Below are 6,786 nucleotides of genomic sequence, written 5' to 3' on the forward strand. Positions count from 1 at the left end.
GATGAAGGGAGCCTGAGATGAATTTCGATCCACGTTTTTCCGGACGTAAATTCGCCTCCGTCGGCACACGTCCGATCCGTCCCGACGGCATCGACAAGGTGACGGGCCGCGCGCGCTACGGCGCCGACTTCAACATGGCCGGCCAGCTGGTCGGGCGCGTTCTGAGAAGCCCGCACGCCCACGCCAGGATCGTCAAGATCGACACGTCGAAAGCGGAAAAGCTCGCCGGCGTCAAGGCGGTGATCACCGCGGCCGACCTGCCCGACCTCACCGATGGCGATGCCGCCATGTACGACGTCCTCGACAATTGCATGGCGCGCACGAAAGCGCTCTATGACGGCCACGCGGTGGCCGCGGTCGCCGCTATCGACGCCCGCACCGCCAGGCAGGCGCTGAAGCTCATCGAGGTCGAGTACGAGCTTTTGCCGCACGTCACCGATGTCGACGAGGCGGCGAAGCACACGGCGCCCTTGATCAATGATGCCATCTTCACCGAGGGCCTTGAGGAAAAACCGGTAAAACCCTCCAACGTCACCAAGCGCAGCCAGTTTGGCCATGGCGATGTCCATCAGGGTTTCGGGCAGGCCGACTTCATTGTCGAGCGCTCCTTCAAGACCGAGCAGACGCACCAGGGCTATATCGAGCCGCATGCCTGCGTGGCGAATTTCAGTTCCGACGGCACCGCCGACCTTTGGGTGTGCACGCAGGGCCATTTCGTCTACCGCCAGCACTGCGCCCAGTTGCTTGGCATGGAAGCCTCGAAACTGCGCGTCACCTCCTCGGAGATCGGCGGCGGTTTTGGCGGCAAGACCCATGTCTGGGCCGAGCCGGTGGCGCTGGCGCTGTCGCGCAAGGCAGGACGGCCGGTGAAGCTGGTGATGACCCGCGACGAGGTGTTCCGCGCCTCGGGCCCGACCAGCGCCACCTCGATCGACGTCAAGATCGGCGCCCGCAAGGACGGCACGATCACCGCCGCCGAAGCGACGCTGCGCTACAGCTGCGGCCCGTATGCCGGCTCCTGGGCCGAGATCGGCGCCATGACCGCGTTCGCCTGCTACAAGCTCGATAACGTCAAGACGGTCGGCTACGAAGTGCTGGTCAACCGGCCGAAGACCGCGGCCTATCGCGCGCCCTCGGCGCCGATGGCGGCGTTCGCGGTGGAAAGCGCTGTCGACGAGCTGGCCAAGAAGATCGGCATGGATCCGGTCGACTTCCGGATCAGGAACGCCGCGCAGGAAGGCACACGGTCCTCCTACGGTCCGGTCTACGGCCCGATCGGCATCGGCCCGACGCTCGAGGCGGTGAAGAGCCATCCGCACATGAAGGCGCCGCTGGGCAAGAACCAGGGCCGCGGCATGGCTTGCGGCTTCTGGTTCAACTTCGGCGGCCAGACCTGCACCGACCTCAACATCGGCATGGACGGCTCGGTCTCGCTTGCCGTCGGCACAGTCGACGTCGGTGGTTCGCGCGCGTCGCTGTCGCTGGTGGCGGCGGAGGAACTGGGCATCGACTATTCTCAGGTCAAGGCGATCGTCGCCGACACGTCCAGCCTCGGCTACAACGACATGACGGACGGCAGCCGCGGCACCTTCTCCTCTTCCATGGCAACGATCTCGGCCGCTCGCAACGCGATCAAGATCCTGCGCGAGCGCGCCGCGCAGATGTGGGACATTGCCGTCGACGACGTGGTCTGGGAGAAGGGCCACGCGATCGCCAAGGGCGAGAAGCACGGCAATCTCGGCAAGCTGTCGCTGAAGGAGATCGCGGTCGAGTCGGGCAAGACCGGCGGGCCGATCGCCGGCCACAGCGAGCTCGTCGCCGATGGCGCCGGCGTCTCCTTCGCCACCCATATCTGCGATATCGAGGTCGATCCCGATACCGGGGCCGCCAGGGTCATCCGCTACACGGTCGTGCAGGACGCCGGCAAGGCGGTGCACCCGACCTATGTCGAGGGACAGTACCAGGGGGGCGCCGCGCAAGGCATCGGCTGGGCGCTCAACGAGGAGTATATCTACGGCAAGGACGGGCGGCTGCAGAACGCCGGCTTCCTCGATTACCGCATCCCGGTCTGCTCGGACCTGCCGATGATCGACACCCAGATCCTCGAGATCCCCAACCCTAACCACCCTTACGGGGTGCGCGGCGTCGGCGAGACGTCGATCGTGCCGCCGCTGGCGGCGATCGCCAATGCGGTGTCGAACGCCGCGGGCGTGCGCATGACGCACATCCCGATGTCGCCGCCGCGCATCCTTGCCGCGATCGAGGCGGAACGGGAATGGTCGAAGTAACGCTCTGGGGCTCGCTCGCCGCGACCGCCGGAGGCAACAGCAAGGTCGAGATCGAGGCCAAGGACATAAGGGAGCTGTTCAGGAAGCTGGCTGAACAGTATCCCGGCCTCGAGCCCTTGATCGACAAAGGCATAGCCGTTGCGATCGACGGGACGATCTATCGGGATACGTGGTCGAAGAAGCTGCCGGAGGGGGCGGAGATTTTTCTGCTGCCGCGATTGGCGGGGGGATAGGCGGACACATGGCAGGGTAAAAGGTGCACTGTCACCGTAATTCTAAGAAGGCCAAAAGCCGCTGTTGGATTCGACCGGGAGGAGGGTCTGATTTGCGCCCCATGCCGGTCATCGCCACGGCTCATCGCCTCTTCTCACGAGCGGACATCTTCGCGACTAGGCTGAAGCTCGCTCGGCGCCGAGAACCCGCAGCGGAATGTCATGGACTCGATGGTCGGCCCTCTCATCTTTCCGTCCGCCCACCGCATATGCGCGACGTCGAAACCCCGGGAAGGATTGCGTTGGTGCGGCGCTGATCAGACTGGTTGCGCCTCTTCAGTGTGGCGTGCGTTCCAATGGCGCAGCAGGACCGGGACCAAAAGCGCCACGCCGAGTAGCGAGGAATAGAGTTCGGGTGCCACCAGAAGCAGGGCGGCGAACACGAGCAGCACGTTTTCCCATGGGCGTGTGCGCACCAGAAGATAGCGCGATAGCGCGGCGCCCAGGCAGGTGATGCCCAGCACGCAGCCGAAAAAGGCGAGGAAGAAGTTCGGCCAGGTGAAATCCTTCGTCACCAGCAGCAGGGACGGTGAGAAGACGAACACGAAAGGAACCAGTGCCTTACCCATCCCAAGCCGGAAGGCGGTGTTGCCGGTCTTGAACGGGTCCGCCCCCGCCATGCCAGCGGCGGCGTACGCCGCCAGCGCCACCGGTGGCGTGATGTCCGCCAGCAGTCCGTAATAGAACACGAAGAAGTGAGCGACGATCGGCTCGGTGCCGAGCATGACAAGCGCCGGCGCCGCGATCGTCACCATAATGATGTAGTTCGCGGTCGTCGGGATGCCGCAGCCCATCAGGATGCAGACGACGCCAGTCATGATCAAGGTGAACAATAGGGTCAGGCCCTGGGCCGAGAAGATCGCCTCGGGGATGAAGGTGCCGAAGAGAAGGGAAAGGTGTCCGGCCGTCGATGTGACGATGTAGGACAGCTTGAAGCCCACTCCGGTCAGGGTGACGACGCCCACGACGATGCCGACGGTTGCGGCAGCGGCTCCGACTGCGAGCGCATATTTGGCGCCGTCGCGCAGACACGTCACGATGTCGGCGACCGACATGCGCCGGCGCGGATTGAGCAAGCCGACGAGAATACACAAGGTGATGCCCCAGAAGGCGGCCATGTAGGGCGTGTAGCCCGAGAGCAGCACGCCGATGAGAACGACGAGCGGGATGATCGTCGGCCAGTCCCGCTTCAGCGCCTCGACGACATCGGGCATCTCGTCCGGCCTGAGCCCCCTGAGGCCGGTTCGCTTGGCCTCGAAATGCACCTGCATGAACACGCCAAAGAAGTGCATGAAGGCGGGCACGATGGCGGCAAGGATGATGGTCGTGTAGGGCAGTTCGAGAAATTCGATCATCAGGAAGGCCGCTGCGCCCATGATCGGCGGCGTCACCTGGCCGCCGGTCGAGGACGCCGCTTCCACCGCTGCGGCGAAATGTTTCTTGTAGCCGAGCTTGATCATCGCCGGGATGGTCAGCGAGCCGACGGTAACGGTGTTGGCGACCGACGAGCCGGAAATCATGCCGAACAGCGCCGAGCCGAAGATCGACACCTTGGCGGGACCGCCGGCGTAGCGGCCGGCGACCCACGCCGCGCAGTCGAGGAAGAGCTGGCCGAGGCCAATGCGGGTGGCGAAGACGCCGAACAGCACGAAGTGGAAGACGTAGGTGGCGACGACGCCGAGCGCGATGCCGTAGATGCCCTGCGTCGTCAGATAAAGGTGATCGACAAGCTGGGAGACGGACGCGCCGGGGTGCACCAGAATGCTCGGCATGTACCGCCCCAACAGCGCGTAGGCCATGAAGACGACGGCGATGATGGGCAGCGGGATGCCGACGGAGCGGCGCGTCGCCTCCAGCAGAAGCAGGATGAGGATAAGGCCGAACACCACGTCGAGCGCCGTGGGATTGCCGACGCGGAAGGCAAGGTCGTCGAGCGGGATCATAGGCACGTGCATGACGACGACGACCGCAGCGATCGCCAGCAGCCAGTCGAAAAGGGGTATGCCGAGCGGCCGCAGGAGGCTGGACCGCGCGGGCTGGTCGTAGCTTTTCTTCACCAGCGGGAAGACGAGGAAGATCAGCGCCAGCACCATCGACAGGTGGATGCCCCGGTGCAGCATTTCCTGCAGTAGGCCGAAACCGGCGGTGTAGTAGTGAAACAGTGACAGCGCCACCAGGAGGAAGCCGACCAGCCAGCCCGCGACACGGGTCAGTGGCCGGAAGCGGATTTCGGAGTCGAATTTCTCCTCCAGTTCGCGAGCGCTCTCCTCATCGAACTCCATTGCGGAAAGCTTGATCTTGTCGTCATCGCTCATGGCCGGTTCCGTGTCCTGAATTTCCAGACAAAAGAGGCGGAAAGCATCCCTTCCGCCTCGTTGTTGTCAGCCGGTCCAAATGCCTCTTATTTCAGGGTGCCGACTTCCTTGTAGAATTTCTCTGCGCCGGGATGAAACGGAATGCCAGCGCTGGTAACCGCGTTCTGGAGCGTGATCAGCTTGCCCTTGGCGTGGCCTGCCTGCAGGGCCTTTTGGGTTTCGTCGCTGTAAAGCGACTTGACGATCTTGTAGACGAGGTCGTCGGTCTGCTTGGCGCTGGTCACCCATTGAGCGGCGACGGAAATGGTCTTGGTTTCGCCGACATTTTTGTAGGTGCCTTCCGGCACGGTATCGGTGGAGAAGAACTTCTGCTCGGACAGCAGCTTGTCGGCCTCGGGGCCGGTGATCGGCACCAGCGTGATGTTGTTGGTGGTGGCAAGCTCAACGATTGCGCCGGTCGGATAACCACCGACGAAGAAATAAGCGTCCATGGCGCCATCCTGCAGCCGCTCTCCGGCCGGGCCAGGCTTGAGATATTCGGGCTGCACGTCCTTTTCAGCCAGACCGTAAGCGCCAAGCACAAGTCGCGCATCGACGATGGTGCCGGAGCCCGGCTCGTCAAGAGAGACGCGTTTGCCCTTGAGATCCGCCACCGACTTAATGCCGGCGTCGGCACGCGCGACCAAATGGATCGTCTCGGGATAAAGCGTCGCGATGAGGCGCAGGTCGTCAACCTTGGGCTTGCCCTCATAGAGGCCGGTGCCCGAATGCGCCCAGTAGGCGACGTCGGATTGCGTGAAGCCCGATTCGGACGCGCCCGACTGGATGGCGCTGATGTTGGCCACCGAACCGTTGGAGGACGTGGCGGTGGCGACCAAGCCTTCGACGCCGGCCGCCCCGGTTGCCGAGATGGCGTTGGCGATCAGGCCGCCCACCGGATAGTAGGTGCCGGACGTTCCGCCCGTGCCGATGCGGAAAAACGCCTGCTGCGCGCGTGCCGGCGAAAATCCGGCCGCAGCCAAAGCCAGAGCGCCCGCGCCTATGGAAAAGGTGCGGCGGTTGATCGAAATAGTCATGCTACCTCCCAGTCTAAAAACCGGCAGGATGTTGCAGCGGCCAAGGTGTTGTCAACCTGTACACGCTTTTTGAGAGCGGATCGGTCCTCGCGGGCTGGCCGTGGCGCATCCTCAATAGGTGCAAATTTTGAAGAAGCACCAAAATTCGATCTGAGCCTTTATCATTGGTTGAACGGCAGTAGTTCGCATCCTTGCGCCAAAAAGCTGCCTGTCTGAATTCGGCCCAAACGCAGCCATTCACCTCAACCCGCCCCTATCTCTCCCTCCACAACCCTCAAATAAGCCGTCGCCTTGCCCCCTCCGGCATCTGCAGGATGGTCAAGAGCGTCGTCAGCACGGTCAGGATCAGGGCGCCGAGGATGGTGCCGGTGTAGACACCGCGGCCCCCGAAGATCGAGGTGCCGCCAATGACGGCGGCCACCCCGGCGCCTTCCGCCCGGAAGGCGCGGCAGTCTATGGATACTTGGTCGGCGGTACGGCAGGGTTCAAATCGCCCTGCAGTTCCTTCGGCAGCGGCAGGCTTGAGCATTGCAGGTGCACTTCGCGGGCGAACAGCTTTCGTTGCTTCTGCTCATGCTCCTTGATGGCTGCTACGAGCCCCATCGAGTATGGACCAAGCAGGACGCCGAAACCCCATCCCGGATGCTCTTTCTCGCGAGCCTCGTAATCCGAAGCCGCCCTGCGGGCCTGCTGGCATGCCGGGGAGGCCCATTTCTGGTCCTGCTGCGAAAGCGACGCCTCATAGTCGACCGGGGAGGTCGCGCACCCAGCCACTGCCGCAGTCAATGCGAGGCAGATTGCGTTTCTCATCCGAAGCCTCTCCTAAGCCTTGTGA

Annotated in this window: 6 protein-coding genes; 2 read left to right on the forward strand and 4 right to left on the reverse strand. The window is 63.6% G+C overall.

What is annotated here, in order from left to right; genetic code table 11:
* The first annotated feature begins 17 nt into the window (after positions 1-17).
* Both EN914_RS14150 and EN914_RS14155 read left to right on the forward strand, forming a co-directional pair.
* Positions 18-2,288 carry a xanthine dehydrogenase family protein molybdopterin-binding subunit gene (locus EN914_RS14150; RefSeq protein ID WP_024501710.1) on the forward strand — a complete coding sequence of 757 codons (2,271 nt, stop codon included), beginning with the start codon at positions 18-20 and terminating at the stop codon, positions 2,286-2,288.
* The gene (locus tag EN914_RS14155) at positions 2,276-2,521 is read left to right on the forward strand and encodes a MoaD/ThiS family protein (protein WP_024501711.1); all 246 of its coding nucleotides are present in this window, start codon (positions 2,276-2,278) and stop codon (positions 2,519-2,521) included. Before EN914_RS14150 ends, EN914_RS14155 begins: the two co-directional genes overlap by 13 nt.
* 296 nt (positions 2,522-2,817) lie before the next feature.
* On the opposite strand, the gene EN914_RS14160 is transcribed toward EN914_RS14155, so the two are convergent.
* The 4 genes from EN914_RS14160 to EN914_RS14175 all read right to left on the reverse strand — a co-directional run bounded on the left by EN914_RS14160 (position 2,818) and on the right by EN914_RS14175 (position 6,761).
* On the reverse strand, positions 2,818-4,875 hold the full coding sequence (locus EN914_RS14160; RefSeq protein WP_024501712.1) for a TRAP transporter permease: 2,058 nt from the start codon (positions 4,873-4,875) through the stop codon (positions 2,818-2,820).
* An 86-nt stretch (positions 4,876-4,961) separates the two neighbouring features.
* Positions 4,962-5,951: a TAXI family TRAP transporter solute-binding subunit gene (locus EN914_RS14165; protein ID WP_024501713.1), complete on the reverse strand. Its 990-nt coding sequence runs from the start codon at positions 5,949-5,951 to the stop codon at positions 4,962-4,964.
* Positions 5,952-6,225: 274 nt separating this feature from the next.
* A complete protein-coding gene (locus EN914_RS14170) occupies positions 6,226-6,372 on the reverse strand; it encodes a hypothetical protein (protein WP_263499075.1) in 147 nt (48 codons plus the stop codon).
* Positions 6,373-6,404: 32 nt separating this feature from the next.
* Positions 6,405-6,761, reverse strand: a complete 357-nt coding sequence (locus tag EN914_RS14175) for a hypothetical protein (RefSeq protein WP_024501714.1) — start codon at positions 6,759-6,761, stop codon at positions 6,405-6,407.
* Between the last annotated feature and the right edge of the window lie 25 nt (positions 6,762-6,786).

This window comes from Mesorhizobium sp. M7A.F.Ca.CA.001.08.2.1, from assembly GCF_003998455.1.
In the GTDB taxonomy this organism is placed as follows: domain Bacteria; phylum Pseudomonadota; class Alphaproteobacteria; order Rhizobiales; family Rhizobiaceae; genus Mesorhizobium; species Mesorhizobium ciceri.

Excerpts from the sequence above, each read along its gene's own strand:
- EN914_RS14150 (WP_024501710.1), top strand. The coding sequence starts at position 18 with ATGAATTTCGATCCACGTTTTTCCGGACGTAAATTCGCCTCCGTCGGC.
- EN914_RS14155 (WP_024501711.1), top strand. The coding sequence starts at position 2,276 with ATGGTCGAAGTAACGCTCTGGGGCTCGCTCGCCGCGACCGCCGGAGGC.
- EN914_RS14160 (WP_024501712.1), bottom strand. The coding sequence starts at position 4,875 with ATGAGCGATGACGACAAGATCAAGCTTTCCGCAATGGAGTTCGATGAG.
- EN914_RS14165 (WP_024501713.1), bottom strand. The coding sequence starts at position 5,951 with ATGACTATTTCGATCAACCGCCGCACCTTTTCCATAGGCGCGGGCGCT.
- EN914_RS14175 (WP_024501714.1), bottom strand. The coding sequence starts at position 6,761 with ATGAGAAACGCAATCTGCCTCGCATTGACTGCGGCAGTGGCTGGGTGC.